Genomic DNA, 634 nt, shown 5'->3' on the forward strand with positions numbered 1-634 from the left:
CAAGCTTGGCAAGAACGACAAAAACGCCCGGAAACTGCTGGAAGATGCGGCCTCGTGGCGGGGTGATGTGGATCGATTCAAAAAGGAAATCCCAAATTGGCTGCGGCATAGGTTTGCTGCCCAGAAGGGGATTTCATGATCTGGCAAACGCTTCGACCTTTTGCTTGCCAGCTGGAAAGAGGGAAGCCTGTTTTGCGTTGACCGCGCGCAATGCGCACTCGCTGTAAATCGGGGCAAAGTTGTCTCGGAATCGGGGTAAAGATCCCGCGAAGCTGATCGACGTCCTACATGTTGGGGTCTGGTGCTTTTGTAACGCAGGATTTAGATTGCCTCTAACACTCACGCAAAACTGCGATCGCATTTACCCACGGGCGGCCTATCTGGTCGCCCAAATCGTTGAAAGTCCGGCTGGAGCCTGTTGCTGATGACCATTACCCACCTCGTCACCCATTCCGGTGGCTTTCATGCCGATGAGCTGTTGTCCTCTGTCATCCTGACGCGGTTGTTTGCGTGTTTCGCGTGATGATGGGCAGCGATTTCGGGTGATGATGGGCACGTATTTCACGCGAAGGTGGGCAGTGATTTCGCGTGATGGTGGGCAGGTCTGGTCGGTAAACTGAGGATAGATGCCCCT

General features: G+C 54.3%; 1 pseudogene. It reads left to right on the forward strand.

Annotated elements, in window-relative coordinates:
• Positions 1-424: 424 nt before the first annotated feature.
• Positions 425-508: pseudogene (locus tag FQ320_RS26765) on the forward strand (MYG1 family protein); the annotation flags it as partial.
• Positions 509-634 lie beyond the last annotated feature (126 nt).

Origin of the sequence: Oceaniovalibus sp. ACAM 378 (genome assembly GCF_008085915.1) — a bacterium.
In the GTDB taxonomy this organism is placed as follows: domain Bacteria; phylum Pseudomonadota; class Alphaproteobacteria; order Rhodobacterales; family Rhodobacteraceae; genus Oceaniglobus.